Source organism: Streptomyces sp. NPDC006430, assembly GCF_040612395.1.
In the GTDB taxonomy this organism is placed as follows: Bacteria; Actinomycetota; Actinomycetes; order Streptomycetales; family Streptomycetaceae; genus Streptomyces.
The window spans coordinates 143,054-167,484 of record NZ_JBEXQA010000009.1; the positions used below are offsets into that span (position 1 = coordinate 143,054).

General features: G+C 70.9%; 28 protein-coding genes and 1 pseudogene. 13 read left to right on the forward strand and 16 right to left on the reverse strand.

Annotated elements, in window-relative coordinates:
• Nucleotides 1–3: 3 nt before the first annotated feature.
• The 9 genes from ABZZ20_RS16235 to ABZZ20_RS16275 form a co-directional block, all read right to left on the reverse strand.
• Complete coding sequence (locus ABZZ20_RS16235) at nt 4–189, reverse strand: hypothetical protein (protein ID WP_356870048.1); 186 nt, start codon at nt 187–189, stop codon at nt 4–6.
• A 5-nt stretch (nt 190–194) separates the two neighbouring features.
• On the reverse strand, nt 195–374 hold the full coding sequence (locus ABZZ20_RS16240; RefSeq protein ID WP_356870049.1) for a hypothetical protein: 180 nt from the start codon (nt 372–374) through the stop codon (nt 195–197).
• A gap of 94 nt (nt 375–468) precedes the next feature.
• Nucleotides 469–1,011, reverse strand: a complete 543-nt coding sequence (locus ABZZ20_RS16245) for a GGDEF domain-containing protein (protein WP_356870050.1) — start codon at nt 1,009–1,011, stop codon at nt 469–471.
• A 4-nt stretch (nt 1,012–1,015) separates the two neighbouring features.
• Complete coding sequence (locus ABZZ20_RS16250) at nt 1,016–1,357, reverse strand: SpdD-like protein (protein WP_356870051.1); 342 nt, start codon at nt 1,355–1,357, stop codon at nt 1,016–1,018.
• Between the two features lie 11 nt (nt 1,358–1,368).
• Nucleotides 1,369–1,524, reverse strand: coding sequence for a hypothetical protein (locus ABZZ20_RS16255; RefSeq protein ID WP_356870052.1), 156 nt, complete (start codon nt 1,522–1,524; stop codon nt 1,369–1,371).
• 19 nt (nt 1,525–1,543) lie between these two features.
• Nucleotides 1,544–1,732 carry a mobile element transfer protein gene (locus ABZZ20_RS16260; protein ID WP_356870053.1) on the reverse strand — a complete coding sequence of 63 codons (189 nt, stop codon included), beginning with the start codon at nt 1,730–1,732 and terminating at the stop codon, nt 1,544–1,546.
• Between the two features lie 20 nt (nt 1,733–1,752).
• A complete protein-coding gene (locus ABZZ20_RS16265) occupies nt 1,753–2,412 on the reverse strand; it encodes a DUF2637 domain-containing protein (protein WP_356870054.1) in 660 nt (219 codons plus the stop codon).
• Between the two features lie 91 nt (nt 2,413–2,503).
• A complete protein-coding gene (locus ABZZ20_RS16270; protein WP_356870055.1) occupies nt 2,504–3,850 on the reverse strand; it encodes an FtsK/SpoIIIE domain-containing protein in 1,347 nt (448 codons plus the stop codon).
• Between the two features lie 2 nt (nt 3,851–3,852).
• Nucleotides 3,853–4,182, reverse strand: a complete 330-nt coding sequence (locus ABZZ20_RS16275) for a hypothetical protein (RefSeq protein ID WP_356870056.1) — start codon at nt 4,180–4,182, stop codon at nt 3,853–3,855.
• A gap of 155 nt (nt 4,183–4,337) precedes the next feature.
• On the opposite strand from ABZZ20_RS16275, the gene ABZZ20_RS16280 reads away from it, so the two are divergent.
• Nucleotides 4,338–5,132 carry a GntR family transcriptional regulator gene (locus tag ABZZ20_RS16280; RefSeq protein WP_356870057.1) on the forward strand — a complete coding sequence of 265 codons (795 nt, stop codon included), beginning with the start codon at nt 4,338–4,340 and terminating at the stop codon, nt 5,130–5,132.
• The gene (locus ABZZ20_RS16285) at nt 5,129–5,812 is read left to right on the forward strand and encodes a YdcF family protein (protein ID WP_356870058.1); all 684 of its coding nucleotides are present in this window, start codon (nt 5,129–5,131) and stop codon (nt 5,810–5,812) included. The genes ABZZ20_RS16280 and ABZZ20_RS16285 overlap by 4 nt, the downstream gene beginning before the upstream one ends.
• Here the strand turns inward: ABZZ20_RS16285 and ABZZ20_RS16290 are convergent.
• Nucleotides 5,785–6,351 carry a nuclease-related domain-containing protein gene (locus ABZZ20_RS16290; RefSeq protein ID WP_356870059.1) on the reverse strand — a complete coding sequence of 189 codons (567 nt, stop codon included), beginning with the start codon at nt 6,349–6,351 and terminating at the stop codon, nt 5,785–5,787. The two genes, ABZZ20_RS16285 and ABZZ20_RS16290, sit on opposite strands and share 28 nt — an antisense overlap.
• A 950-nt stretch (nt 6,352–7,301) precedes the next feature.
• Between ABZZ20_RS16290 and ABZZ20_RS16295 the strand changes: the two genes are divergently transcribed.
• Complete coding sequence (locus ABZZ20_RS16295) at nt 7,302–7,964, forward strand: hypothetical protein (RefSeq protein WP_356870060.1); 663 nt, start codon at nt 7,302–7,304, stop codon at nt 7,962–7,964.
• A 250-nt stretch (nt 7,965–8,214) separates the two neighbouring features.
• Here the strand turns inward: ABZZ20_RS16295 and ABZZ20_RS16300 are convergent.
• Nucleotides 8,215–8,841 (reverse strand): annotated as a pseudogene (locus tag ABZZ20_RS16300) (SMP-30/gluconolactonase/LRE family protein); the annotation flags it as partial.
• 140 nt (nt 8,842–8,981) lie between these two features.
• On the opposite strand from ABZZ20_RS16300, the gene ABZZ20_RS16305 reads away from it, so the two are divergent.
• The 9 genes from ABZZ20_RS16305 (at nt 8,982) to ABZZ20_RS16345 (ending at nt 18,581) form a co-directional block, all read left to right on the forward strand.
• Entirely contained in the window at nt 8,982–9,416 is a 435-nt protein-coding gene (locus ABZZ20_RS16305) for an Lrp/AsnC family transcriptional regulator (protein WP_356870061.1), read from the forward strand.
• Complete coding sequence (locus ABZZ20_RS16310) at nt 9,413–10,327, forward strand: DUF2797 domain-containing protein (protein WP_356870062.1); 915 nt, start codon at nt 9,413–9,415, stop codon at nt 10,325–10,327. The genes ABZZ20_RS16305 and ABZZ20_RS16310 overlap by 4 nt, the downstream gene beginning before the upstream one ends.
• A 119-nt stretch (nt 10,328–10,446) precedes the next feature.
• Nucleotides 10,447–10,785, forward strand: coding sequence for an antibiotic biosynthesis monooxygenase (locus ABZZ20_RS16315; protein WP_356870063.1), 339 nt, complete (start codon nt 10,447–10,449; stop codon nt 10,783–10,785).
• A complete protein-coding gene (locus ABZZ20_RS16320; protein ID WP_356870064.1) occupies nt 10,769–11,647 on the forward strand; it encodes an amidohydrolase family protein in 879 nt (292 codons plus the stop codon). Before ABZZ20_RS16315 ends, ABZZ20_RS16320 begins: the two co-directional genes overlap by 17 nt.
• Before the next feature lie 77 nt (nt 11,648–11,724).
• On the forward strand, nt 11,725–12,492 hold the full coding sequence (locus ABZZ20_RS16325) for a response regulator transcription factor (protein WP_356870065.1): 768 nt from the start codon (nt 11,725–11,727) through the stop codon (nt 12,490–12,492).
• Between the two features lie 44 nt (nt 12,493–12,536).
• On the forward strand, nt 12,537–14,276 hold the full coding sequence (locus ABZZ20_RS16330; RefSeq protein ID WP_356870066.1) for a HAMP domain-containing sensor histidine kinase: 1,740 nt from the start codon (nt 12,537–12,539) through the stop codon (nt 14,274–14,276).
• 25 nt (nt 14,277–14,301) lie between these two features.
• Nucleotides 14,302–15,570 carry a bifunctional glycosyltransferase family 2/GtrA family protein gene (locus tag ABZZ20_RS16335; RefSeq protein ID WP_356870067.1) on the forward strand — a complete coding sequence of 423 codons (1,269 nt, stop codon included), beginning with the start codon at nt 14,302–14,304 and terminating at the stop codon, nt 15,568–15,570.
• Nucleotides 15,567–17,834, forward strand: coding sequence for a glycosyltransferase family 39 protein (locus ABZZ20_RS16340; protein ID WP_356870068.1), 2,268 nt, complete (start codon nt 15,567–15,569; stop codon nt 17,832–17,834). The genes ABZZ20_RS16335 and ABZZ20_RS16340 overlap by 4 nt, the downstream gene beginning before the upstream one ends.
• 90 nt (nt 17,835–17,924) lie before the next feature.
• Complete coding sequence (locus tag ABZZ20_RS16345; protein WP_356870069.1) at nt 17,925–18,581, forward strand: TetR/AcrR family transcriptional regulator; 657 nt, start codon at nt 17,925–17,927, stop codon at nt 18,579–18,581.
• 81 nt (nt 18,582–18,662) lie between these two features.
• On the opposite strand, the gene ABZZ20_RS16350 is transcribed toward ABZZ20_RS16345, so the two are convergent.
• Nucleotides 18,663–20,450: an MDR family MFS transporter gene (locus tag ABZZ20_RS16350; protein WP_356870070.1), complete on the reverse strand. Its 1,788-nt coding sequence runs from the start codon at nt 20,448–20,450 to the stop codon at nt 18,663–18,665.
• A 13-nt stretch (nt 20,451–20,463) separates the two neighbouring features.
• Nucleotides 20,464–20,928 (reverse strand): MarR family transcriptional regulator, encoded by a 465-nt coding sequence (locus ABZZ20_RS16355; protein WP_356870071.1) that lies wholly within the window; start codon nt 20,926–20,928, stop codon nt 20,464–20,466.
• Between the two features lie 188 nt (nt 20,929–21,116).
• On the opposite strand from ABZZ20_RS16355, the gene ABZZ20_RS16360 reads away from it, so the two are divergent.
• The gene (locus ABZZ20_RS16360; protein ID WP_356870072.1) at nt 21,117–21,350 is read left to right on the forward strand and encodes a hypothetical protein; all 234 of its coding nucleotides are present in this window, start codon (nt 21,117–21,119) and stop codon (nt 21,348–21,350) included.
• 145 nt (nt 21,351–21,495) lie between these two features.
• On the opposite strand, the gene ABZZ20_RS16365 is transcribed toward ABZZ20_RS16360, so the two are convergent.
• The 3 genes from ABZZ20_RS16365 to ABZZ20_RS16375 all read right to left on the reverse strand — a co-directional run bounded on the left by ABZZ20_RS16365 (nt 21,496) and on the right by ABZZ20_RS16375 (nt 24,369).
• A complete protein-coding gene (locus tag ABZZ20_RS16365; RefSeq protein WP_356870073.1) occupies nt 21,496–22,239 on the reverse strand; it encodes a hypothetical protein in 744 nt (247 codons plus the stop codon).
• 47 nt (nt 22,240–22,286) lie between these two features.
• Complete coding sequence (locus ABZZ20_RS16370) at nt 22,287–23,135, reverse strand: RNA polymerase sigma factor SigF (RefSeq protein WP_356870074.1); 849 nt, start codon at nt 23,133–23,135, stop codon at nt 22,287–22,289.
• A 220-nt stretch (nt 23,136–23,355) separates the two neighbouring features.
• Complete coding sequence (locus tag ABZZ20_RS16375) at nt 23,356–24,369, reverse strand: RNA polymerase sigma factor SigF (protein ID WP_356870075.1); 1,014 nt, start codon at nt 24,367–24,369, stop codon at nt 23,356–23,358.
• Between the last annotated feature and the right edge of the window lie 62 nt (nt 24,370–24,431).

The following is a 24,431-nucleotide window of genomic DNA, read 5'->3' on the forward strand; positions in this document are numbered from 1 at the left end:
TGCTCACTTCCCGTGGGCAGTGCCGTGGTTGGCAGTCCAACCGGCCACCAGGGCGCCGACCTGGATGTCTCCCTTGGCGGTGGCGGAAGCGCCGCAGTGGCAGACGGCGGAGGCGGTGGCGGGCTCGGACGGGGAGGGCTTGCTGACGTGCAGCCCGGGCGCGTCGCTTGTGGGCGCGAGGTTCTTCATGGCGCTCACCTGCCGACGCGGACGAGGGCGGCGGGGACGGTACGGCCAAGGCCCCGGCAGGCCGGGCAGTGGACGCTGATCGTGGCCTTGGTGCCGTCGGGGGTACGGACGCCGGTGGTGATGGTGGCGGTGGCGAAGCCGTCGCAGTCGCGGCAGACGCGCGAGATGACGGGGGTTCCGGGCATGATGAGGTCTCCCTTTCGGGTCCGTTGGATCTGGAGTGGGTTCAGGCGCCCGGGGCGGCGGAAGTTTGGCGACCGAGGCCGCCCCGGGGGCCGCTTAGCGTGTGTTGCGCCTGCCGTGGCCCTTGGCCGCGTACATCTCTGCGTCAGCAGCGGACAGGGCGTCGGTGAGGGTCGGAACGGGCAGCTTGTGGGGGATGCAGCCGCCGACCGACGCGGAGACCGGCACGACGTGGCCGTTGTGCGTGACCGGGGTGTCCAGCGCGGACCAGAGGTCGAAGAGGTTGGCGGCGCCGAGGTTGGCGATGGCGGCGGCGAATTCGTCTCCGCCGAGGCGGGCCGCGATGCCGTTGCGTCCGCACCAGCTGCTCAGCCGCTGTGCCGTGGCGGTGAGGACGGCGTCTCCGGCGGCGTGGCCGTGGGTGTCGTTGATGGCCTTGAAGTTGTCCAGGTCGACCAGGAGCACGAACGCACATGGGTGCTTGGCGATAAGGCGTTCGGCTCGGGCGGTCCATCCGGCGCGGGTGTGCAGGCCGGTCAAGGGGTCGCGGCGGGCGGTGGCCAAGCGGCTCTGGAGGAAGCCGCCGTGCAGGGCCCAGCCCAGGGCCGGTAAGCCCGCAGCGATGACGTGCGTATCCATGAGGTCACCGGCCCTTCTGGAGGTCTTTGACGAGCAGGCGCAGGACCACGGCGATCACGGCGACCGAGACGCCGGTGATGGCGACGGCGAGGAGCATGGAGACCAGGACGGCGCCGACGACCAGGACCACGGCGCCACCGCCCGCGGCGAGGGCGACCGCGCTGGCGGGGGTGAGCTGGATGGTGGTGCGGGGCGTGGCGGTCGAGGCGGCGGCCGAAGTGTCGGAACCGCCGGTGGTCGGGGTAGGCGCCTGGTGGCGCATGACGCCGGGCGTGGGGACGGGCGAGACGAGTGGTGCGACGATGCCGGTCGGGAGCGGGTTGACCGGGATACGCGGTCGGAACATTGCTGATCTCCCTACTTGGTGAGCGGGTCGAGGAGCGGGGCCAGGACACTGCCGGCGAGGAGGTATCCGCCGAGGAGGATCACCGCGACGAGCCACAGCGGCGGGCGGACGAGCTTGTAGCCGAGGACACCGACGGCGATCAGGGCGAGCCAGAGCGGGACGTCCATGGAGTGATCTCCTTCGCGGTCAGCGCGGGTTGCAGCGGTGGGTACGGGCGGCGAGTTCGGCGGCGGCGCGACCGCGGTAGTCGGCGGAGAAGTCGCAGCCGGGCGCGGTGCACACGGCGGTGTGAAAGGTGCGGCCCCGGCCATCGCTGTAGCTTCCGACCCTCACAGGGCCAAAGCGGATGACCTGGTAGAAGCGGTTCGGGCGCATGGGGTCTGTCTCCATTCGTGTCAGGCGAGTTGGAGGGCGATCGAGTCCGCCAGGGCAGCGGGTACGCCCAGACGGCTTCGCAGGGTTTCCGGATCGATCGGGGCGCCGGTCTGTGCACGGTGGGCGTTCGCGATCTTTCTGGCGTGGTCGAGCAGCGCGGGCGGAACCGGCACGGCCGGCGTAGCGGGAGCAGGTTCCGGCGGAACGTCCTCCGAGACAGGCTCGGCCGGGGGCAGCTCAGGCGCCGGATCCGCTTCGCGTTCGACGGTCAGATCCGGCGCGGACTCGACGTACGGCGGGTCCGTGGGCTCCGGCGCCGGTGCGGGTGCATGGGCGAGGAGCGTGCCGCCGAGGAAGGCGAGGGCGGGCCAGCCCGCGACGAGGATGCGCAGCCAGGGCGGGACGTTGTGCAGGTCGAGTAGTCCGGCGGTGGCGACGTTGGCGCCGAGCGATGCGATGAGGGCGATGGCGAACCAGAGCCAGGCATCACGGTTCTCCGCGTTCGTGCGCATCCGGCGCCATGCGGCGACCAGCAGCAGGTCAACGCTGACCGGGTAGGCCCAGGCCTTCCAGCCGTCCTGTCCGGCAGCCGCGGCAAGGTCATGCAGGTGGGCGAAGGACAGGGCACCGGCGATGACGGCCTGGACCAGCACGGCGTCCAGTCGGATGGAGCGTGCCATGGTTGTCCGCCTCCCTTCCGATCTCGTTTCAGGCATGGGTCGGGTAGGGACTTGGCGTGAGACGGTCACGCCAACCGAGGGGAGAGGGCCGCTACGGCGTCGCCGGAGTCGGCTTGACCAGCGGGACGGGCCCAGAGGGGCCGGGGGTGGCGACGAGCGGCTGGTAGGGGGCGAGGGCCGGAACGTACGGCGTCAGGTGCGCGTACGCGGCGCAGGTCGCGGCAGCCTCGGCCGCGCTCAACTCGGGCGTACGGATGCGGGACCAGCCGCCGGAGGAGTCTCCGGCCACCGCGACACCGGGCTGGTCGGAGGGGATCGTCGTAACGACCGCGACCGCATCGGGGGCGATGTCACCCAGGCCCATGTCGGCGGTCTGCTTGTCGTTGACCCGGTGGACGACACGGCCGGTGAGCTGGGCGCGGAGCGTGGTGGCGCCCTTGCCGAGTTCGGAGCCGAAGCGCTGCCCGCAGATCTCCAGGTACATGCCGGCCGCGCGAGCCATCTGCCCGAGACGGATCAGCTGCGTGACCATCCGGTCCCGGCGGTCCTCGTCCTTCCTACTGGCCACGAGGAACAGCTCCGCGACCTCGTCGACCAAGACCACGACCGGCACCGGCCGAACGTCCTCGGGCAGCGCCCACACATCGGCAGCCCCGTGGTCGCTCAGTAGGTCGAAGCGCTCTTCCATCTCCTCGACCAGCGCATCCAACAGTCCGGACGCCGTCTCCGGTGTCACGGCGAGCGCCGACAGCCGGGGCGCGTAACCGCGCTGTTCAACGCCGCGCTTGCAGTCGATCCCGACCAGGGCGACCGGCAAACGGGCGAGGCCCGCGACCAGGTTGCGCTGGTACATCGACTTGCCCGATTGGTTGGCCCCGAGCGTCAGCGCGTGCGGGACCTTCAGATAGTCCCGGACGAACGCCGTACCGTCCTCCCGCAGCGCGACAGGAACGGTCATCGGCCCAGACGGGTACCGGCGCGGCATCCTCACCCGCTGCAGCACGTCGTAGCCGGTCATACGCAGCTCGACGAACCCGGGCCTGATCTCCACCACGTTGACGGCATGGACGCCCCAGGCGTGCCGCAGCCGTTCGGAGGCCGCCATCACGTCGGCAGGCTCCAGACCAGCGGGCAGGCGGAGCGTGACCCGCATCCCGGTCAGCGAACCCCGGACACGGCGGATCTTCGGCGGGACGGGCTGCACATCAGGGCGGCGGGCGATGTTGCGTGCCAGGAACGCCCGCAGGCGGGACGGCTGCACCGTCAGCCCGCACACGTCCATCGTGGAGCGGTAGGTCACCGCGAACCGCACCCGTGTCACCGGCAGCCCGACCAGCGACCAGTACACGCGCGGCGCACGAGCCTTCGCGTACCGGAGACCACCTCCGGCCCCGGCGAGAGGGAGGGCGACCTCCCATAACGTCGACAGGTCGGCCATGGTCAGACCCCGACCGTGAGGGCGACGGCGCGGAACGAGATGCCGTGCCGGGTCTGGCCGTTGAATGTGTTCTCCCAGTCCCGCGCCTTCAGTCCGATCACCGAGACGGGCATACCCGGCATCAGGCCCTCGGGAAGCCCGGTCTCCGGCACGGTCACCTGGTAGAGGTTGCCCTCCCCCTCGTCCGAGATCAGCAGGCCCACCGTGGACAGACCGGCGCCGGTCTCCCGGTCCATCGCCCGCTCACCGGTCTGCTTGCTCACGAGCTTGGGGGTCGGGGCCGTGGCCACGAACACCACAGCAGTCGACGTGTCCACCTTGAACGACGGCATCAGTACCTCCAGCGTTGTGGGAGCAGCCCAAAGAGGACCACTAAGCCTCGCTGTCCTAGGACTGCGAGCGCCTGAAGAGATAGTGGCCCACAGTCCTAGGACTGTCAACAGTCCTAGGACTGTGTTTGACTTGCTTCCTGAGAGAGGAGTTCGAGATGGCGCCCAAGTGGCGAGAGCTGGCCGACAAGCTGGCTGATCAGATCAGAAGGGGTGACTACGCTCCAGGCCAGCAGTTGCCGCACATCAGAGAGCTGGTCGACGCTGGCGAGGGTTCTAAGGCCACCGTCCACGCCGCCTACAAGGCGCTTGAAGCGGAGGGCCTGGTCACCTCGTCCCGGGGCCACGGCACTGTCGTGCGACAGCAAGTTCCGCTCAAGAGACTTGGCATCGCCCGATACGACAAGGCCAAGTGGCGTGATGGGGACGAGGTGGCGTTCATCGCGGACCGCGTGGCCTCAGGGCGGGCGTACCGTCGGAACGAGCAGACCCAGTCGGTCAGCCTCGTTGACGCGCCACCCGAGGCGGCGGCTGCACACGGGCTACCGGCAGGCGCCCAGGTCTACGCACGCGCACGACTGGTGAAGGAGGGCGACCAGCCGACGCACACGCTGACCAGCTATTACCGGCCCGAGCACGTCGAAGGCACCCGTCTGGTGGATCCGACGCCCGGTCCGGCCGGCCGTGGCGGCGGATTTCGCGTGCTGTACGACGCGGGCTACGAGATCGACCACATGAAGGAGCGGATCTTTGCCCGTACGCCCACATCCGACGAGGTGAAGCTCTTGCAGCTCCCGCCAGGCGAACCGGTGGTCGAGCTGCACCGGACGACCTACACGGCCGACGGCACCGTGGTCGAATTCGCCATCGGGGTGCATGCCGCCTCGCGCTTCGCCTGGGAGTACGACTTCAAGGTGCCGGACTCGGCGAAAGACAGGGAAGGCCAAGAGTGATCTCGACACAGGATTGGGCTGACACCCGGCTCCTCTGGGACTACCACCAGATGGGCCATGCTCCGCATCCGTGCTCGGTCGCGATCGGGCTCGGTAGCCACGACTTGGGGGTGGCCGACACTGCGGTCGACCTGTACAGGCGCGGCATGGCTCCCTTGCTCGTATTCACCGGAGCCACCAGCCCGACGACGCGCGAACGGATGCCCCGCGGTGAGGCCGTTCACTACCGCGAGCGGGCGTTGGAGCTTGGGGTGCCCAGCTCAGCCGTGCTCGTGGAGCCGCGCGCTCGGAACACGGGCGAGAACATCCGCTTCAGTCGAGAACTGCTTCAAGAGGCTGGTGTCGACGTCTCCTCTGTGCTGCTGATCAGCAAGCCGTACGAGGAGCGGCGCGCGTACGCCACGGCGCGGAAGCTCTGGCCCGGAGTCGAGATCGTCAGCGCTTCCAGCCCGATGACACTGGACGAGTACGTCGACTCCATCGGTGATGCCCGCTTGGTCATCGACATGCTGGTCGGCGCGCTGCAACGGCTGCTGGTCTACCCGGAACAGGGCTTCATGATCAGCCAGCACGTCCCGGACGGCGTGGCCGAGGCTTACGAGCGACTGTGCCGGCAAGGCTTCACAGGTCGCCTCCTGCCCGATGCGCCGGGTCAGGCTCGGAGCCAGACGCGTCGGTGACGAGCGACGCTATGCACGTGCTCCACCTGCTCCGGAGTGAGCTTTCCGGCGAGCGGACCCAGAGCCGCCACCTCCCGTTCCTGGTAGATGCGAACGGTGTACTGCGTCGCTGCCCGAGTCAGTGACGTGATGCCGACGAAGACAAGGACCGGTTCGACAGGCACCTCGAAGGCGCAGTACCGCGCCAGCACCCTCCGCACAAAGTCCGCCTCAGCCTGGCTTGCCGCAGCGTACGGGCGTGGCGGCCCACCGTTGACTTTGGCCATCGAGTCGCCGATCCAGACCGAGGAACCCTGATGGTTCTTGGTGTTGATGCTGAACACGCCGCCAGCGCCGATCAGCAGGTGGTCGATGTCGCCGCCGTTGCTCTTCTCGATGCCGTGAAGCACCCGCCAACCGAGTGGGGACAGGCGTTCCAGCTCGCGTCCCACCCGTCGCTCACCTTCCAGGCCCGCGTACCAGCTGTCCCAATCCGAGGACTGTCGCAGTAACTTCGCCTTCAGCCGTTGAACGGTCGACGGACCTCGCTCGGCGATCATCCCGACGACTCGGGAGCCGGGCCGGTTCCTCGCCAGGTCCTCACTGGGGCTGAGGGGTGGGAGAGACGCCGGCCGTTCGGGTCGGTGTTTCGGGGTTGCGTGACCGGGTTGTCCAGGCTGCCGAGAAGGAGCTGCGGGGCGGGGCGCGCGAGTGGGCGAAGGGGTGGAGCTGACGGTGAGCCCCTCCCCAAGGTGACGCCGGAGAAGAGCCAGAGCTTCGTCCTGGTACTTCCGAATCTTGATCGTCACGGTCTTGGTCGCTCGATCCGCCCAGGCGACAGCTGTTCCGTCCGGCAGGTTCACATAGAGCCGGTCCCTGCCATGCCTCTTCCACGAATGCACCGTCAGATCGCTCATCAGTCGCCCCCCTGCGTGCCGTCCCCACACATATGCCAACACCTGGTGGCCAGGTCGGCAAGACCGCCGGTGACAGAGCGAGCTGTTACAGGTTTCTCTACCTCATCAAGCACCCGGCTGCGCTCCGCTCCGCCGGGCGGGCTTCCCGGCTCCGCTCGGGGCGACGCTCCTGCCTTCGGCCCGCTCCGCCCCCGCTGCGCCGACGCCCGCCCCTGCGAGTGGGATGGGCCCAAGGGCATGAGTCGAGCCCCGACCGGCCGTCGATTCCATCCCTCACCGACATGCCTCCGGCGGGGGCGCTCCGGCTCCGGGATGGCGGGGGCCAGTCGTGCGGCCGCGGATGCGTTGTGGTTCGGGGTGGGCTGTCATCCCGCCTGCCGTCGTCCCAGGACAAGCCGTAGCAGACCAGCCACCAGGGGCCCAGGTCGTTCGTCCAGCAGGGCGCTCCACCTGGGCCCCTGGCGACTGCCCTGCTACCACTCCGTGTGGGACGACGGCAGACGGGATGACAGCAGGGCACGCTGTGGCTGACGCCGGAGGCAAATGGCGTAACTCAAGTGGCAGCAGATGGTGGTAGGCGTGAAACTTTTGTTATGTTCAACGCCGAGATTCTGCCGATCTTCATTGCATCTCCAGGAGATGTCCTCGAGCGAGAATTTGTTCGAGTGGTCCTGGCCGAATGGAACGCTAGAAAAAGTTCACAGCAAAACAATGTCGCCTTCATCCCGATCGCCTGGGAGACCCATGTGTTCCCGGACCTGAGGACTCCTGGTCAAGTGGCCATCGATCAGCGGCTGATCGATGCTTCTTACGCATGTATCGCCCTCTTCTGGATGAAGTATGGAGGGGCGATGGACGGCACATCGGGGACAGAACACGAGATCGACAGGTTCCGCGCAGTAAACAAGCGGGTTATGGCATATTTCTGCAAGCGGAAGATTTCCGTGGGCGATGCGTTGCACTACGGCGACGATATTCGTCAGGTAGATGACCTCCGTACGCGACTGCAAGGCCAGGGAATCATCGGCACGTATACAGGGCGCCCAGATCTTGGGACGAAACTGCTTGGGGCACTTGATGATGTGGCTCGAGAGCACATCGCAAACCGCTCCCCCGCAGGTGCGACGGCGGCATCATCCCCAACCGGTACTCCGACGACCCCGAGGACCTCACCCTCTGCCCCGCCTGCAACCACGGCTACGACCCCCGCGACCACCACGACTACGCCGGCTGACCATCCCAGGACCCCGACGTGAGTCGGGGCCCTCAGGGTCTGCGGTACAGCAGCCTCGTACCGCAGCCACCGGAACCGCCACCGACCGCCAGTACCCCGGCGAGGCCGTGAAGCAGCCGGTATGACCGTCGTTGACCGGTCTTGCTAGAGCTACGGATCAGAAGGTTGCAGGTTCGAATCCTGCCGAGTGCACAGCAAGCGAGAGGCCCTCAGGAGAAATCCTGAGGGCCTCTCGCGTATGTCACGAAACCAGGGGCGGGCGGGCCTGGCGGCAGGGTGCCGTCCGGGGCGACCTTGAAGGCGCGGATGTGGCCCGCCCGGGTGTCCGCCGCGTACAGCTCACTCTCGTCCGGAGAGAGGACCAGGCCGTTCGGGCCGAGGAAGCCGTCCGCGACGAGGCGCACCTGCCCGGTCGCCGGGTCGGCGCGGTAGAGGTGGCAGGCGCAGATCTCGCTCGGTGCGCGGTGACCCTCGTAGTCGCTGGTGATGCCGAAGTCCGGGTCGGAGAACCAGATCGAGCCGTCCGAGCGCACCACCGCGTCGTTCGGGCTGTTGAGCCGCTTCCCGTCGAAGCGGTCCGCGATGTCCGTGAGGGTGCCGTCCGGTTCGGTGCGGGTGACGCGCCGGTTGCCCTGCTCGCAGGTGATCGGGCGGCCTTCGCGGTCCAGGGTGTTGCCGTTGGAATGGTCGGCCGGGGAGCGGAAGGCCGAGACCGAGCCCGTCGCCTCGTCCCAGCGCGGCATCCGGTCGTTGGGGATGTCGCTCCACGCGAGCTGCCGCCAGGCCGGCAGGTAGAGCGGACCCTCTGCCCAGCGGCAGTCGTCGTAGAGCCGGTCGAGTCGCGCGTCGCCGTTGGCGTAGTGCCCGGTGCGGAACCGTTCGTCCAGAATCTCATACAGATTGAGATCAGCTAGGAAGACATCATTTCCCCAGCAAAGTGGGAAGCCGAATGCTGTTCGGCCCAGTGGTGACATTGCAGGATCATGTACCGTCTGCGCAAGGGATTCCGTGGGGTGCGTGAGTGTGGGAGGAAGATCGCGTGGACGACATCGACCGGGCGCTCGTCCTGCGTCTGCAGCAGGACGCGGGCCAGTCGTACGCCGCACTCGGCGCGGCCGTCGGGCTCTCGGCCGGGGCCACGCACGAGCGGGTGCGCAAGCTGCGCGAGCGCGGGGTCATCCGACGGACCACGGTCGAGGTGGATCCCGCCGCCGTCGGGAGCGGCGTGCTCGCCTACGTGATGGTCGATTCCACCGCCTGGATGGGGGATTCGCGAGCCGCCTTCGAGGCCATCGCCGAGATCCAGGAGGCGCATGTCATCGCGGGGAGCGCCTCGGTCCTGGTGAAGGTGCGCACGGCCACGACCGAACAGTTGCAGGACGTGCTGCGCCGCCTCTACGCCATCGACGGGGTCAGCGGTACGCACGCCACCGTCGTCCTGGACACCTTCTTCGAACGGCCCCTCCCGCTGTGACCTGGCGGTGTACGGGGATCCGGTGGAACGACGGCCGCCCCGCCATCGGGTGGTGTGCCGATGGGCGCGGCGAGCGCAGCAGCCTGCTCGTCCACGGGCAGCGGCTGGCCTTCGCGGCCCGGGGCGAGCGGCTCTGCCTCGGCGTACGACGGGCCGGGAAGCGGACCGTGTGCCCCACATCCGCCGCCGTGCCCGCCCGGAGCGGGAACGCCCAGTGCCCCGACTGCGCCCGCCTGGACCGGTCGTTCTCGGTGGCCGCCGACACCAACGCCGCCGATCCGCGCCCCTATCGCGTCTACCTCGCCTGGTTCGGGCCCGGCATGGTCAAGGTCGGCATCACCGCCGAGGAGCGCGGGCCGGCCCGGCTGCTGGAGCAGGGGGCGGTGACCTGGACCTGGCTGGGCCGCGGCCCGCTGATGGCCACGCGCCGTACCGAGGAGCTGCTGCGGGCCGCCCTCGGGGTGCCGGACCGGATCGCGTACGCCCGTAAGCGCGCCGTACGCGGGCACCTGCCGGCGGCGGTCGAGCGGGCCGGGGAGGTCGCCGAGCTGCACGCCCGGGCCGTGGAGCTGTCGGGATGGCCGGAGTCGCTGGAGCCACTGGGGTGTGAAGTCACCGATCACGCCCGGCCGTTCGCACTGGACGGACTGCCCGCCCCCACCCGGGTGATCACCGAAATGGTCCCCGGTGGGGCCGTCGTCGGGCACCTCGTCGGCGCGGCCGGTCCCGACCTGCACCTCGCGGACGGGCTCGTGGTGGACACGCGCCTGCTGGCCGGGTGGGAACTCGTCGCCCCCGCTGCGGACGCCACGACCGACGTGCCGTCCGCCGACCTTCCACCCCTCGCCGCCCCGGGCAGCCGGGCTGGCCAGGACGGCCACGGCCAGGACGGCCAGGACGGGCTGTTCTGACCACGGCGCCCGCCCGCCGCACGCGCAAAGGACTCCTAAGGTCAAAACTTGGATCCCTTTGGGCACTCGGGCCGCTTTGCGGTGGACACGCCAGGGGGCTGCCACCGAGGGTGGTGGGCATGAGCATCCAGCCCGTACCGGCCTTCGAACCTCCTTACGTGATGGCGGTTTTCAGCAATGTCCGCACCCCCGACGACAGCGGTTACCTGGAGACCCTGTTCCGGATGGCCGCGATCGTCGAGGAGAATCCCGGCCTCCTCGGCTACGAGGCCGCCCAGACGCCCGGCGGCCTCGGCATCACCGTCGCCTACTTCCGCGATCACGAGTCCCTCGCCGTGTGGCGGCAGGACCTGGAGCACCAGGCGGCCATGAAGCAGGGCCGCGCCGACTGGTACGAGAGCTACACGCTGCACGTCGCCACCGTCGAGCGGAGCCACGGCTTTGCCCGCAACGGCTGAGGCGGTCCGCGCCTTCCGCGAACGGCTCGGGTTGCCCGGGCTGGTGGACGTCCACACCCACTTCATGCCCGAGCGGGTCCTGGACAAGGTGTGGGACTACTTCGACGCGGTCGGACCGCTGACCGGTGTCGAGTGGCCCATCACCTACCGGCACGAGGAGGAGCAGCGGGTCGCGCTCCTGCGGGAGTTCGGGGTCCGGGCCTTCACCTCCATGCTCTACCCGCACAAGCCGGCGATGGCCGCCTGGCTCAACTCCTGGTCCGCCGACTTCGCCGCCCGCACCCCCGACTGCCTGCACACCGCGACCTTCTTCCCGGAGGACGGGGTCTCGGGGTACGTCCACCAGGCCGTCGAGGCCGGGGCCCGGGTCTTCAAGGCGCACCTCCAGGTCGGCGGGTACGACCCGAACGACGACCTGCTCGACCCGGTCTGGGGGCTGCTCGCCGAGGCTGGCATCCCCACCGTCATCCACTGCGGGTCGGGGCCGGTCCCGGGCAAGCACACCGGACCCGAGCCGATCGCCCGGCTGCTGGCCCGCCACCCCCGGCTGCCGCTGGTCGTCGCGCACATGGGCATGCCCGAGTACACCGACTTCCTGGACCTCGCAGACCGCCACGCCCGGGTGTGCCTCGACACCACCATGGCCTTCACCGCCTTCTCCGAGCAGTTCAGCCGCTTCCCGCCCGGCGAGCTCGGGCGGCTCGCGGACCTGGGCGACCGCATCCTGCTCGGCACCGACTTCCCGAACATCCCCTATCCGTACGAGCACCAGATCGAGGTCCTGGAAGGGCTCGGCCTCGGCGACGATTGGCTGCGCGCGGTCTGCCACGACAACGGCGCCCGGCTGTTCGGCCTGGCCTGAGCGGTCCACCGGGGTTTCTCAGGAAATTCACAGGTAGGGACAAGAACGCTCTCAGAGGCCGCGGCCAGCGTGGTCGCATGACTGCGACGACCACCTCCCCAGCGTCCACGTCCACCAGCAACCCCACGGCCCTCGTCCGGCCCGACGGCGGCCCCTGCCGGGTGCTCGTCGTCGACGACGAGGCTTCGCTCTCCGAGCTGCTTTCCATGGCCCTGCGCTACGAGGGCTGCGAAGTCCGCAGCGCGGGCGACGGGGCCGGCGCGGTGCGGGCCGCACGGGAGTTCCGGCCGGACGTGGTGGTCCTCGACGTCATGCTCCCGGACATGGACGGACTCGCCGTCCTGGGACAGCTGCGCCGGGAGATCCCGCAGCTCCCGGTGCTGTTCCTGACCGCCAAGGACTCCGTGGAGGACCGGATCGCGGGCCTGACGGCGGGCGGTGACGACTACGTCACCAAGCCGTTCAGCCTGGAGGAGGTCGTCGCCCGGCTGCGCGGCCTGGTCCGCCGCTCGGGGGCGGCCCAGGCCGCGCGCGGGAGCTCCGTCCTGGCCGTCGGTGACCTGCAGCTCGACGAGGACAGCCACGAGGTGTCCCGGGGCGGCCGGGAGATCCACCTGACCGCGACCGAGTTCGAGCTGCTGCGCTACCTGATGCGCAACCCGCGGCGGGTGCTGAGCAAGGCGCAGATCCTGGACCGGGTGTGGTCGTACGACTTCGGCGGCCAGGCCAACGTGGTCGAGCTGTACATCTCCTACCTGCGGCGGAAGCTGGAGAGCGGCCCCGGCCTCCCGCCGATGATCCACACGCGACGCGGCGCCGGCTATCTGATCAAGCCGGCCGAGTAGTGGCACTCCGCCCGCCGAGGCCGCTTCGCGCCGGCCGCTCCCGCATGCCCGGCCGCTCCCGAACCCGCGCCGCCCGCTCCTGGTCCCTGCGGGCCCGGCTCGTCGTATCGGCGGTGGCCCTGATCGCCGTGGTCGGTGCGGCCATCGGGACGGTCACCACCCTCGCACTGCGCTCGTACCTCGTCGACAAGCTCGACGAACAGCTGACCACCTCCGTACGGATGGCCCCCTGGAGCCCCGGAGCGGGCAAGGCGGCGCGGGACAAGGCCATCGGCTTCGTCCTGGCCCCCGGATCCCCGCTGGGCGCCGCGGGGATCCGGTTCGACGCCGACGGCAAGGTCGTCGACACGGCCCGCAGCGCCGCCGTCGGCGGGCCCGGCCGGGACATCAGCCAACCCCTCACCGCGGCGCAGACCGACGTCCTGACGCGGGCCGCCCGCAAGGCCGCCGCCCGCAATGCCACCGCCCACGAACGGCCCGGCCCGGCGAACCTGGATCTGCCGGGCCTCGGCGCGTACCGGGTGCTGACCGCTCCCGACGGCAGCCTGATCCTCGGCTTCCCGCTCGCCGAGGTCGACTCCACCGTGAGCACCCTGGTAGCCGTGGAGGTCTCCGTCACCCTCGCCGGGCTGATCGCGGCCTCCCTCGCCGGACAGGCCCTGGTCGGGGTGGCCCTACGCCCGCTGCGCCGGGTGGCCGCCACCGCCACCCGGGTCTCCGAACTCCCCCTGCACAGCGGCGAACCCGCCCTCCACGAGCGGGTCCCCGACGCCGAGGCCGACCCCCGTACCGAGGTGGGACAGGTCGGCGCGGCCCTCAACCGGATGCTCGGGCACGTCTCCTCCGCCCTCACGGCCCGCCAGCAGAGCGAGACACGGGTCCGCCAGTTCGTCGCGGACGCCAGCCACGAGCTGCGCACGCCCCTGGCCTCCATCCGCGGGTACGCCGAACTCACCCGCCGGGGCCGGGAAGAGCCGGGTCCCGACACCCGGCACGCCCTGGGGCGCATCGAGTCCGAGGCGACCCGGATGACGGGCCTCGTCGAGGACCTGTTGCTGCTGGCCCGGCTCGACGCCGGCCGTCCGCTCTCCTGCGCCGTCACCGAGATCGACCTCGCGCCGCTCGTCGTCGACGCCGTCAGCGATGCCCGGGCCGCCGGCCCCGAGCACCACTGGCGCCTCGAACTGCCCGACGAGCCCGCGCCCGTCCGCGCCGACCCGGCCCGGATCCAGCAGGTTCTCGTCAACCTGCTGGCCAATGCCCGTACGCACACCCCGCCCGGCACCACCGTCACCGCCAAGGTTGCGTTGGGGGCGCCCCCAGCGGCGGCCGGGGGAGGAGAACCGGTCGTCCGGCTGCGGATCGAGGACGACGGGCCGGGCATTCCGGCCGCTCTGCTCCCCCACGTCTTCGAGCGGTTCGCACGCGGCGACGCCTCGCGCTCCCGCTCCGCGGGCTCCACCGGCCTCGGCCTCGCCATCGTCGAGGCCGTGGTGACGGCGCACGGCGGACGGGTCGAGGTACGGAGCGAGCCGGGGCGCACCTGCTTCGAGGTCCGCCTCCCGCTCGCCACGCCCTGGGGAACGACGTACCCCAGGACGGACGCGGGGACGGACCCGAGGACGGAGGCGGGGACGGACCCGAGGACGGAGGCGGGAAGGGACGCGGGGAGGGACGCGGGGGCGGACCGGTCGACGGCCCCGCGCAGCGGCTCGCGTACGAGCTCGGTGACGGTCCCGCCCCCGGACTCACAGACGGGGCACAGGCTCACCACACAGCGGTGACAGCCAGCCCGGCGAGGGTCGGTACATGCGAACCGACACCTCCTCCGGCGCCCTTCCGGCCCGGGCGCACCTCGCGCCCGCGCCCGGTGAGCCCGTACTCGACGTGGTGGTCCCGGTCTTCAACGAGGAGAAGGACCTCGGCCCTTGCGTGCGCCGGCTCCACGACCACCTCACCCGCACGTTCCCGTACCCCTTCCGCATCACGATCGCCGACAACGCGAGCACCGACCGCACCCCCGAGGTCGCGGCTGCCCTCGCCGCCTCCGTCGACGGCGTACGCAGCACCCGGCTGGAGGAGAAGGGCCGCGGGCGTGCCCTGCGCACCGTCTGGTCCCGCTCCGAGGCGCCCGTCCTCGCGTACATGGACGTGGACCTGTCCACCGACCTCAACGCGCTGCTGCCCCTGGTCGCCCCGCTCATCTCCGGGCACTCCGACCTCGCCATCGGCACCCGCCTCGCCCGCTCCTCGCGCGTGGTGCGCGGCGCCAAGCGGGAGTTCGTCTCCCGCGCCTACAACCTGCTCCTGCGCTCCTCCCTCGCCGCCCGCTTCAGCGATGCCCAGTGCGGGTTCAAGGCCATCCGCCGGGAGGTCGCCGAACGGCTGCTGCCGCTGGTGGAGGACTCGGGCTGGTTCTTCGACACCGAGATGCTGGTGCTGGCCGAGCGGGCGGGGCTGCGCATCCACGAAGTGCCGGTGGACTGGGTGGACGACCCGGACTCCACCGTCCACATCGTGAAGACCGCCACCGAGGACCTCAAGGGCGTCTGGCGGGTGGGTCGGGCCCTGGCCGTCGGCGCGCTGCCGCTCGACCGGCTCGCCCGCCCCTTCGGTGACGACCCGCGCGACCGCGGCGCCCTGCCGGGCGTGCCGCGCGGGCTGGCCCGCCAGCTCCTCGGCTTCTGCGTCATCGGAGTGCTGTCCACCCTCGCCTACCTTGCCCTGTACTCCGTGCTCCGGCTCGGCACCGGGCCCCAGCTCGCCAACGCCGGCGCCCTGCTGGTCTCCGCCGTCGCCAACACGGCCGCCAACCGCCGGCTCACCTTCGGGGTCCGCGGGCGCGACCGGGCCGTGCGCCACCAGGCCCAGGGGCTCGTGGTGTTCGGCGTCGGGTTGGCCCTGACCAGCGGCTCGCTCGCCGCCCTCGGCGCCGCAACGCCCCATCCCTCACACGGCACCGAACTGGCCGTGCTGATCACGGCCAACCTCGCCGCGACCGTGCTGAGGTTCCTGCTCTTCCGCGCCTGGGTCTTCCCCGAGCGGCGCACCACTCCAGCGAAGGACGACACCCGATGACCACGGCCGTACCACCCATGGATTCCCCGTTCCCGGAACGGACCCCAAGAGCCCAGGGCGCCCCGAGCGCCGCGGGCACGACCGGCACGCCGGCGGGCGCCACGTCCGGGCCGCGCCCCCGCTGGGAGCGTCCCGCGTACGTGGCACTCCTGCTGGCCACCGCCGTCCTGCTGCTGTGGAACCTGGGTGCCTCCGGTTACGCCAACTCCTTCTACTCCGCTGCCGTCCAGGCGGGCAGCGAGAGCTGGAAGGCGTTCTTCTTCGGCTCCTCCGACGCCGGGAACTCCATCACCGTCGACAAGCCACCGGCCGCCCTGTGGCCGATGGCCCTGTCCGTCCGGACGTTCGGGCTGGGCGGCTGGCAGATACTCGTCCCGCAGGCCCTGATGGGGGTCGCCACCACCGCCGTGCTCTACGCCGCCGTGCGCCGCCACTTCGGGCCGGCGGCCGCGCTGCTCAGCGGCGCGGTCTTCGCGCTCACTCCGGTCGCCGCCCTGATGTTCCGCTTCAACAACCCGGACGCGCTGCTGACCCTGCTGCTGACGGTCACCGTCTACTGCGTCCTGCGCGCGCTCGACGGGGCGCACACCAAGTGGCTGGTCTGGGCGGGCATCGCGGTCGGCTTCGCCTTCCTCACCAAGACCCTCCAGGCGTTCGTCATCCTGCCGCCGCTCGCGCTGGTGTACGCCGTCTGCGCGCCCACCCGGCTGCGCCGCCGGCTGGGTCAACTGCTGCTCGCCGGGGCCGCCATGGTGGTGGCCGGCGGCTGGTGGGTGGCGATCGTGGAGCTCTGGCCCGCATCCTCCCGCCCGTACATCGGTGGTTCGCAGACCAACTCCTTCCTGGAACTGACCCTCGGCTACAACGGCCTCGGCCGGATCAACGGCAACGAGACCGGCAGCGTCGGCGGTGGCATCGGCGGTGGCGGCTACGGCCCCGGGGGCCGGGCTGGCGGCCCTGGTGGCGGCTGGGGAGAGACCGGCATAGACCGGCTCTTCTCGGCCAACATCGGCGGGCAGATCTCCTGGCTGCTCCCGGCCGCCCTGATCATGCTCGTCACCGGACTGGTGATCACCTGGCGGGCCCCTCGGGCCGCCGACTCCCTTGAGGGCATGGCCCGGGCGGCCTTCCTGGTCTGGGGCGGCGCCCTCCTGATCACGGCCCTCGTCTTCAGCTACATGCAGGGCATCTTCCACGAGTACTACACCGTGGCGCTCGCGCCGTTCGTGGCCGCGCTGGTCGGCATGGGCGTGGCCATGTTGTGGGAGGAGCGGGGCAGCAGGGCCGCCGCGCTCACCCTGTCCGCCACGCTCGTCCTGACCGCGTGGTGGTCGTACGTCCTGCTCGGCCGCTCGACCGGCTACCTGCCGTGGCTGCGCTGGACGGTCCTTGCGGCCGGCCTGGCCGCGGCCGTCGGACTGCTCCTCGGGGCCCGGTTCGGACGCCGGTTCGCGCTGGGCGCCGCGGCGTTGGGGTTGGGCGCGGCGCTGGCCGGCCCCCTCGCGTACTGCCTGACCACCGTGGACTCCACGCGAGGAGGGTCGATCGTGACCGCCGGACCCGCGGTAGCGGGCGGCCGGGGCGGCATGCGGTTCATGGGCGGCGGTGAACTCCCGCCCGGCGCCTTCCCGCAGGGCGGGCCGCAGGGCTCTCTCCCGCAGGGGCAGCCGGGCCCGCAGGGGCAGCCGGGCCCGCAGGGGCAGCCGGGGCAGCAGGGTGGCGGACCCCAGCAGTTCCCCGGCGGCCAGGGCGGGCAGGGCGGTCAGGGCGGCCAAGGCGGTCCGGGAGCTCCCGGCGGGCGCGATGGTCGCGACGGGCGCGGTGCACGCGGTCCGCAGAACTCCGGCGGCGGCCCCGGCGGCCTGCTGAACGGGACCAAGGCCGGAGCGGAGGCCACGTCGGCCCTGCGCAAGGACGCACAGCAGTACACCTGGGCGGCAGCTGCCGTCGGCGCCCAGAACGCGGCGAGCTACCAGCTGGCCTCCGGCGAGCCGGTGATGCCGGTCGGCGGCTTCAACGGCAGCGACCCGTCGCCCACGCTGGCCCGGTTCAAGGAGTACGTGCGCACCGGGAAGATCCACTACTTCATCGGCCAGAGCGAGGGCCTCGGCGCGGAGGGGCCCGTCATGCGCGGCGGCCCGGGCGGTGGCACCAGCAGCGCCATCACGAACTGGGTCACGGCCAACTTCAGGTCGGTCACGCTCGGGGGAGCCACCTTCTACGACCTGACCGCCCCCCTGAACGGCGCGTCCGACCCGTCCTGAACCTGCCGGAGCGCGAGGGGCACCCTCTAGCATCAAGTGGGCGGACCGGGCATTCCGGGCTGATCCAGCTGTCGTGAGGAGGGTGCCTCCATGGTGACCGCGGCCGATCCCGGCAAGACCCGGAGCAGTGTGTGGCTGGCCGCCGGGCAGACCGCACCGGCCAGGCGCCGCAGCGAGGCGCCCTCCGGGCTCGACCGGGAGCGGATCACCGGCGCCACCGTACGGCTGCTCGATGCCGACGGGTTGGCCCGGTTCTCGATGCGGCGGCTCGCGGCCGGACTCGGGGTCACCGCGATGTCCCTGTACTGGTACGTCGACACCAAGCACGACCTGCTCGAACTCGCCCTGGACCACGCCCTGGGCGAGCTCCCGCTTCCGCAGACCGGAGCGGTGGACCCGGCTGCTCCCTCCGGTCCCGCCCCTGACGGCTGGGCCGGCCGGCTGCGCGCGCTGGCCTGCGGCTACCGACGGCTGTTGGCGGAGCATCCCTGGGTGGCTCCGCTCACCGCCGCGTACCCGAACATCGGCCCGCACGCCCGGGCCTTCGACGCCGCCCTGCAGCGGCTGCTCGACGCCACCGGCCTGGTGGGCGCTTGCCGGACGGGCGCCCATCTGGCCGTGTCGCAGTTCCTGCACGGTTGCGGGGGTACGGCTCGGCGGGCACCCGAAGGGGACTTCGGTCTCGCGCTCGACGTTCTGATCGCAGGCATCGAGGCCCAGGCCGTCGCTGCCCGGCCGGGCCCGTAGAGGCCGGGCCCGTAGAAAGGAAAGCCCCCGTCGGTGCCCCGCCCCGTGGACCGGGGCAGTCGACGGGGGCCGGTGGCGTCCCTACTCCGCGGAGGAAGCCGTTCCCCGAGCCGCGGGCGCAGTGGCCGCGGCGCGCTCAGCGGCCTCAGCGGCCTCAGCGGCCTCAGCGGCCTCAGCGGCCTCAGCGGCCTCAGCGGCCTCAGCGGCCTCAGCGGCCTCAGCGGCCTCAGCGGCCTTGGCGGAGGACGTGGACGACGCGGATGCGGCGGATGCCGTCGGGGCGTGTACCGCGGGCTTGGACTTCAGCGCGACCTCCTTGATGAACAGCACCAGGACGAGCGCCAGGAGCGCGGCGGGGGCGGCGTACAGGAAGACGTCGCCGACACCGTGCCCGTACGCGGACTCGACGACCCGACGGAACGGACCGGGCAGCTTGTCGAGGTCGGGTATCCCGCCCCCGGCGGTGCCGCCGTGGCCCATCGCCGCCGCCTTCGGGCCGAGTGCGGCCAGCCCGTCCTTGACGTAGTGGGTGACCCGGTTGGCCATGACCGCGCCGAGCGCCGAGACGCCCACGGCTCCGCCGAGCGAGCGGAAGAAGGTGACGACCGAACTGGCCGCGCCCAGGTCCTCGGGGGCCACCTGGTTCTGGGTGGCGAGGACCAGGTTCTGCATCATCATGCCGAGGCCGAGGCCGGTCAGCGCCATGTAGACCGCGATATGCCAGTACGGGGTGTCGTACCGCAGGGTGCCGAGCAGTCCGAGGCCGGCCGTCAGGAGGACGCCGCCGGCCACGAGCCAGGCCTTCCACCGACCGGTCTTGGTGATCACCTGACCGGAAACCGTGGAGGAGACGAACAGCCCGCCGATCATCGGAATCGTGAGGATTCCGGACATCGTGGGGGATTCGTTCCGGGCCAGCTGGAAGAACTGGCTGAAAAACACCGTGCCCGAGAACATCGCGATACCGACGAACAGCGAGGCCGCCGAGGCGAGGGTGATGGTCTTGTTGCGGAACAGGCGCAGCGGGATGATCGGGTCGCTCGCCTTGGACTCGACGAGGACGAAGAGCAGACCGAGCACCACGGCGCCACCGGTCATCGCCGCGGTCGTCCAGGAGATCCAGTCGTACGAGTCGCCGGCCTGCGTGACCCAGATCAGCAGCAGCGAGACGGCCCCGCTGATCAGGAAGGCGCCGAGCCAGTCGACCTTGACGTCGCGGCGGACGACCGGGAGGCGGAGCGTCTTCTGCAGCACGATCAACGCGTTGATCGCGAACGGGACGCCGACGTAGAAGCACCAGCGCCAGCCCAGCCACTCGGTGTCGGTGATGACGCCACCGAGCAGTGGGCCTCCGACGGTGGCGACGGCGAAGACCGCGCCGAGGTAGCCGCTGTACCGTCCGCGCTCGCGCGGGGAGATCATCGCGGCCATCACGATCTGGGCGAGGGCGGACAGGCCGCCGACGCCGATGCCCTGGACCACGCGGCAGGCGATGAGCGTGCCGGTGTTCTGGGACATGCCCGCGACCACCGAGCCGAGGACGTAGATCACCAGGGATATCTGGACCAGGAGCTTCTTGCTGAAGAGGTCGGACAGCTTGCCCCAGAGCGGGGTGGCCGCCGTCATCGACAGCAGGGCGGCGGTGACGACCCAGGTGTACGAGGACTGGGTGCCGCCGAGGTCGCTGATGATCTGGGGCAGGGCGTTGGAGACGATCGTGGACGACAGGATCGCCACGAACATGCCGAGCATCAGCCCGGACAGCGCCTTCATGATCTGCGGATGGGTCATGGGCGCGGATGCGGACGCGTGGTCGGACGTGGTCTCCGACCGGCTGCCTCCCTGCACACCGGTGGGTGCGGTCGCCATGGGGTTCCTTTGTCTAGAAGCTCGATCGGAGTCGGGCCAGCAGGGTGTTGAGTACGTCGATGTCGTGGGCTGACCAGTCGGCCAGGACCTTTTCCAGCGCGCAGGTGTACCGGGCGCTGAGTTCGGCGAGGAGCGCCCGCCCGGCCGGGGTGAGCCGCAGGATGCGGCACCGGCCGTCGCCCGGGTCGGTGACGCGGGTGATCCACCCGCGGTCGGCGACGTGGGCGACGTGGCGGCTGCTCACCGAGATGTCGACGGCCATGAGGTCGGCGAGGCGACTGAGCCGCATTTCGCCGTGGCGGTCGAGCAGGGTGAGGACGGCGGCGGAGCCGGGAGGGCAGTCGGGGGGGAGCAGTCGGGCGAGGTCGCGCTTGACCGCGCCGATGCCGGTGAGCTGGCGAGCCAACTCCTCGTGGCGGGTGGCGGGTGGTGCCTGCCGTGCGTCCGGCGCATCCGGCCCGAGCGTTGCGCGCCGCATGTGCGGTGCTCTCGGCGTTTGCGGCGGGCGCGGCGCTGGTGTCGCTCGTGAAGCCTGGGTGGTCACCGGGCGTCCCCCCTCTCATCTTGTTGCTTAGGGCAACCATAAGAGCGATTGGTTGCTACAGGCAAATGAATTAGGGGGTGGGGGCGGTAAAGGAATCGGAAAACCCGCTAGGGTCCTGAGGCATGGCTGCGAACCACAACTCACAGGGCCCCGAGGGCAACTACGACCCCGCGGGCAGCACTCAGATGTTCCGGGCGTTCGTCGAGGAGGCCGCGCCGGTCGGGCCGGGGCCCGTGGCGCCCGGGTCCCGGCGGCGGCAGCCGCAGGCTTCGGGGTCGAAGGCGGGGCTGTGGCTCGGCCTGGGGCTCGGACTGCTGATCGTGATCGGTGCCGTGGCCTGGCTGGCCCTGAGCTGACCGTTCCGCGCGGATCGCGGCGGACCGCGGCGGAGTGGGATGCGGCCGGGTGGGACGCGGTGCGGCGTGGCCGCCGTGCGCGCTTCCCCGGTGCCCGCCGTCCCGCCGCCCCGCCCTTTCCCCGTTTCCTTTCCCCGCTTCGGCTTCAGTTCCAGGCGGCCGTGACCTCCCGGGTCTCCACGTGCATGCCCAGGGGCACTCGCCAGGAGTCGACGCAGACCGTGTAGGTCTGCGTCTTCGTCGTGCCGCCGGGGACGGGCGTCGGGAGCGGCTGGGTCGTGGTGATCGTGGCCCAGTCGATGCCGAGGGCACCGATGACGTGCGTCGCGAAGGTGACCGTGCCCGAACGGGCCGTGACGGTCCCCGTGTTCGTGAATCCCACCGTGACCCGCTCGCACCAGCGGTCCGCCGCCGGCGCCCGGGTCGGCGGGCTCAGCGTCAGCTTCGCCGGGGTGGGGGCGGGCGGCGGCGGTGTCGCTCCCGGCTCGGCGCCGGGCGTACCGGGCGTGCCAGGAGTACTCGGGGTTCCGGGGGTGCCGGGTGGGGTGGTGGGCGGGGCGGCCCCCGGGGAACCGGGCGCTGGGGGCGAGCCGCCGGGTGCGGTGCTCGTGGCTCCGCTACGCGCGGATCCGGCCGGCGTCCCCGCATCCGGGGTACCGGACGACGTACGCGTGGAGGCCGAGGATCCGCCCGTCTGAGCCGGGGTCCCGAGGCGCTGGAACTCCACCGGGTCCCGGGGAGCGACGTTGTCTCCCGCGCGCCGCTCCGGGCCCGGGGCCACCGCGCCCGCGGCGGCGTAGCCCTCGCGGGCCGGGCCGCCGCAGCCGGACAGGCACGCGGCGGCCGTGCACCAGGACAGGGTCAGGAGGGTGATGGTGCGACGTCCCATTCGCATCGCGGTAGTTTTGCTGACTCTGCGTCAGATGGGAAGGGTGGTCACTCGCCGATCAGGCCCACGCGGAGCTGAGCGAGCGTGCGGGTCAGTAGTCGGGAGACGTGCATCTGGGAGATGCCGACCTCCTCGCCGATCTGCGACTGCGTCATGTTCGCGAAGAATCGCAGCATGATGATCTGCCGTTCCCGGGGCGGGAGTTTGGCAAGCAGCGGCTTCAGCGACTCGCGGTACTCGACCCCTTCGAGCGCGGTGTCCTCGTAGCCGAGGCGGTCCGCGAGCGAGCCCTCGCCGCCCTCGTCCTCGGGGGAGGGCGAGTCGAGCGAGGAGGCGGTGTAGGCGTTGCCCACGGCGAGGCCGTCGACGACGTCCTCCTCCGACACCCCGAGCACTGCGGCCAGTTCCGGCACGGTCGGCGAACGGTCGAGCTTCTGTGCGAGCTCGTCGCTGGCCTTGGTCAGGGCGAGGCGCAGCTCCTGGAGGCGGCGCGGGACGCGCACGGACCAGGAGGTGTCCCTAAAGAATCGTTTGATCTCGCCCACGACGGTCGGCATCGCGAACGTCGGGAACTCCACGCCGCGTTCGCAGTCGAACCGGTCGATCGCCTTGATCAGGCCGATGGTGCCGACCTGGACGATGTCCTCCATCGGCTCGTTGCGGCTGCGGAAGCGGGCGGCCGCGTACCGGACCAGTGGCAGGTTCAGCTCGATCAGGGTGTCCCGTACGTAAGTCCGTTCGGGGCTGTCCGCGTCCAGGGTGGCAAGTCGCTGGAAGAGGGAGCGGGAGAGGGTGCGGGTGTCGATGGCTTCCGAGCGGTCGGGCGCTGCAGGCGCTGCCGGCGCCGGGCTCTTGACGAGCGTGAGCACCTTGGAGCTGCCCTGGTCTACGGACATGCCACCCCCTTGAGGTCGCGGACGGTCGCGTACTGCGCGCCCGTCGGAGGAACGCAGCCTCCACCTGAATACCGGAGGCGGGGCTGCGGCAAACGCGGTTCCAGCAGAATGTCACATGTCGGCAACGCGCTGTAGCGTCATGTCGATATATATCTCCAGCGACAGAGCGGAATCAGCCCGTTCTGTCGGGAAACGGTGGAACGACATCCACCCGTTTCAGCTACGCCTCGATCCTGTTTGCGGATCGGAGTCGAGCGAAGCTCCGGGCGAGCAGTCGGGAGACGTGCATCTGGGACACCCCGAGCTCGGCGCTGATCTGCGACTGCGTCAGGTTGTTGTAGTACCGCAGCAGCAGGATCCTTTGTTCACGCTCGGGCAGTTGTACGAGCAGATGTCGTACGAGGTCCCGGTGTTCGACCCCGGCCAGCTCGGGGTCCTCGTAGCCGAGGCGGTCCAGCAGCCCGGGCAGCCCGTCGCCTTCCTGCGCGGCCTCCAGCGAGGTGGCGTGGTAGCTGCGCCCCGCCTCGATGCATGACAGCACTTCGTCCTCGGTGATCCGCAGCCGCTCCGCGATCTCGGGTGTGGTCGGCGTGCGCCCGTGCAGGGTGGTGAGGTCCTCGGTTGCCGCGTTCACCTGGACCCACAGCTCGTGGAGCCGGCGCGGCACGTGGACGGTGCGGACGTTGTCGCGGAAGTACCGCTTGATCTCGCCGACGACGGTCGGCATGGCGAAGGTCGGGAACTGCACCCCGCGGTCCGGGTCGAACCGGTCGATCGCGTTGATGAGGCCGATCGTGCCGACCTGGACCACGTCCTCCATCGGCTCGTTGCGGCTGCGGAAGCGGGCGGCCGCGTACCGGACGAGCGGGAGGTTGGCCTCGATCAGGGCCCCGCGCACCCGGTTGTGCTCGTTCGTGCCCGGCTGGAGGCCCTTCAGTTGCCCGAACAGGACCTGGGTGAGGGCCCGGGTGTCCGCGCCCCGGCTCTGCGGTCTCGGGGGCGCTGGAGGCTCCTGCGGGGGGTCCTGCTGGGGTGGTACCTGCGAGTCCGGCTGTGACCCGTCGGGTGAGCCGAGTGCGGCGGCACCGTGTCCGGATCCGTGCGCGGCACCGTGTCCGGAGCCGTGGGGCGCGATCGGTACGGCCTCGTGGGTGCGGGCGGGCTTGGCGTCGTGATCCGGGCCGTGCACGGGGTCCTGCTGGGGTGGCACCTGAGGCGCAGTACTGGCCGGCACGGTCACGCCACCCCTTCATGTCAACTCGTCCGTCAAAAGCGGTCATAGCATCACAAGACATG

Bases quoted from the DNA above. Each gene is read 5' to 3' on its own strand.
- ABZZ20_RS16325 (WP_356870065.1), top strand. From the start codon at position 11,725: ATGACTGCGACGACCACCTCCCCAGCGTCCACGTCCACCAGCAACCCC.
- ABZZ20_RS16315 (WP_356870063.1), top strand. From the start codon at position 10,447: ATGAGCATCCAGCCCGTACCGGCCTTCGAACCTCCTTACGTGATGGCG.
- ABZZ20_RS16270 (WP_356870055.1), bottom strand. From the start codon at position 3,850: ATGGCCGACCTGTCGACGTTATGGGAGGTCGCCCTCCCTCTCGCCGGG.
- ABZZ20_RS16235 (WP_356870048.1), bottom strand. From the start codon at position 189: ATGAAGAACCTCGCGCCCACAAGCGACGCGCCCGGGCTGCACGTCAGC.
- ABZZ20_RS16255 (WP_356870052.1), bottom strand. From the start codon at position 1,524: ATGGACGTCCCGCTCTGGCTCGCCCTGATCGCCGTCGGTGTCCTCGGC.
- ABZZ20_RS16365 (WP_356870073.1), bottom strand. From the start codon at position 22,239: ATGGGACGTCGCACCATCACCCTCCTGACCCTGTCCTGGTGCACGGCC.
- ABZZ20_RS16360 (WP_356870072.1), top strand. From the start codon at position 21,117: ATGGCTGCGAACCACAACTCACAGGGCCCCGAGGGCAACTACGACCCC.
- ABZZ20_RS16335 (WP_356870067.1), top strand. From the start codon at position 14,302: ATGCGAACCGACACCTCCTCCGGCGCCCTTCCGGCCCGGGCGCACCTC.
- ABZZ20_RS16240 (WP_356870049.1), bottom strand. From the start codon at position 374: ATGCCCGGAACCCCCGTCATCTCGCGCGTCTGCCGCGACTGCGACGGC.
- ABZZ20_RS16330 (WP_356870066.1), top strand. From the start codon at position 12,537: ATGCCCGGCCGCTCCCGAACCCGCGCCGCCCGCTCCTGGTCCCTGCGG.
- ABZZ20_RS16245 (WP_356870050.1), bottom strand. From the start codon at position 1,011: ATGGATACGCACGTCATCGCTGCGGGCTTACCGGCCCTGGGCTGGGCC.
- ABZZ20_RS16275 (WP_356870056.1), bottom strand. From the start codon at position 4,182: ATGCCGTCGTTCAAGGTGGACACGTCGACTGCTGTGGTGTTCGTGGCC.
- ABZZ20_RS16250 (WP_356870051.1), bottom strand. From the start codon at position 1,357: ATGTTCCGACCGCGTATCCCGGTCAACCCGCTCCCGACCGGCATCGTC.
- ABZZ20_RS16370 (WP_356870074.1), bottom strand. From the start codon at position 23,135: ATGTCCGTAGACCAGGGCAGCTCCAAGGTGCTCACGCTCGTCAAGAGC.
- ABZZ20_RS16345 (WP_356870069.1), top strand. From the start codon at position 17,925: ATGGTGACCGCGGCCGATCCCGGCAAGACCCGGAGCAGTGTGTGGCTG.
- ABZZ20_RS16295 (WP_356870060.1), top strand. From the start codon at position 7,302: ATGTTCAACGCCGAGATTCTGCCGATCTTCATTGCATCTCCAGGAGAT.
- ABZZ20_RS16350 (WP_356870070.1), bottom strand. From the start codon at position 20,450: ATGGCGACCGCACCCACCGGTGTGCAGGGAGGCAGCCGGTCGGAGACC.
- ABZZ20_RS16260 (WP_356870053.1), bottom strand. From the start codon at position 1,732: ATGCGCCCGAACCGCTTCTACCAGGTCATCCGCTTTGGCCCTGTGAGG.
- ABZZ20_RS16355 (WP_356870071.1), bottom strand. From the start codon at position 20,928: ATGCGGCGCGCAACGCTCGGGCCGGATGCGCCGGACGCACGGCAGGCA.
- ABZZ20_RS16280 (WP_356870057.1), top strand. From the start codon at position 4,338: ATGGCGCCCAAGTGGCGAGAGCTGGCCGACAAGCTGGCTGATCAGATC.
- ABZZ20_RS16340 (WP_356870068.1), top strand. From the start codon at position 15,567: ATGACCACGGCCGTACCACCCATGGATTCCCCGTTCCCGGAACGGACC.
- ABZZ20_RS16265 (WP_356870054.1), bottom strand. From the start codon at position 2,412: ATGGCACGCTCCATCCGACTGGACGCCGTGCTGGTCCAGGCCGTCATC.
- ABZZ20_RS16290 (WP_356870059.1), bottom strand. From the start codon at position 6,351: ATGATCGCCGAGCGAGGTCCGTCGACCGTTCAACGGCTGAAGGCGAAG.